The sequence below is a fragment of the Mesorhizobium sp. M7D.F.Ca.US.004.01.2.1 genome (assembly GCF_003997785.1).
Classification (GTDB): domain Bacteria; phylum Pseudomonadota; class Alphaproteobacteria; order Rhizobiales; family Rhizobiaceae; genus Mesorhizobium; species Mesorhizobium loti.
Window position 1 is genome coordinate 1 of record NZ_RZRQ01000721.1, and the last position, 749, is coordinate 749.

1 protein-coding gene is annotated in these 749 nt (G+C 64.4%); it reads left to right on the top strand.

Annotated features, from left to right (window positions below; translation table 11 throughout):
* On the top strand, window positions 1-738 hold a 738-nt coding region (locus EN993_RS36425), incomplete at its 5' end, for an ABC transporter permease subunit (RefSeq protein WP_127266286.1).
* Window positions 739-749: the final 11 nt, after the last annotated feature.

A 749-nucleotide genomic window follows, 5' to 3' on the forward strand; every position in this document is an offset into this window, starting at 1 on the left:
ACGCCGCGCAGCGCTCACGAAGCCTGGGGCTTCCTGCTGACCAGCCGCGGGCTCTACATTCCATTCCCGAACGTCGGCAGTGCCGCGTTTGCCGCAGCCACGGTGGCCGTCATCGCGGCCATCGTGCTGCCGGCCTGGCTGGGCAGGACGTCGCGCCTTGCCCAGCCAATCGGCCAGCGGCGTACCATCCAGTTCGCCGCCGCCGCAGCGGCACTTGCCTGCTCGGCCATCATTCTGGCCCTCGGACGTCTGCCGGATACGCCGCTGCTCGACTTCCCCGCTTTGCAAGGCCTCAATCTGAGAGGCGGCCTGCGTATCCCACCGGAGTTTGCCACCCTCGCGATCGCCATCGCCATCTATGGCGGCTCCTACATCGCGGAGATCGTACGCGGCGGCTTCAAATCTGTCGGCACCGGCCAGGTCGAGGCAGCCCTTTCCCTGGGCCTCAGTCCCTGGCGGGTCTTCACGCTGGTGCGACTGCCGCTGGCGCTGCGCGCCATGCTGCCGATCCTTGCCAACCAGTATGTCTGGCTGATGAAGGCAACAACGATGGGCATCGCGGTGGGCTTCACCGACTTCTTCATGATTGTAGCGCTGACGATCAACCATTCCGGGCAGACCCTCGAAGCAATCGGCATCCTGATGGCGGGCTTCCTCGCCATCAATCTCAGCCTTGCCGCCGTCTTCAACCGCATCAACAAGGCAATTGCCCTCAAGGGCAATCAACTGAGGGGCTGAGAGATGGAGAT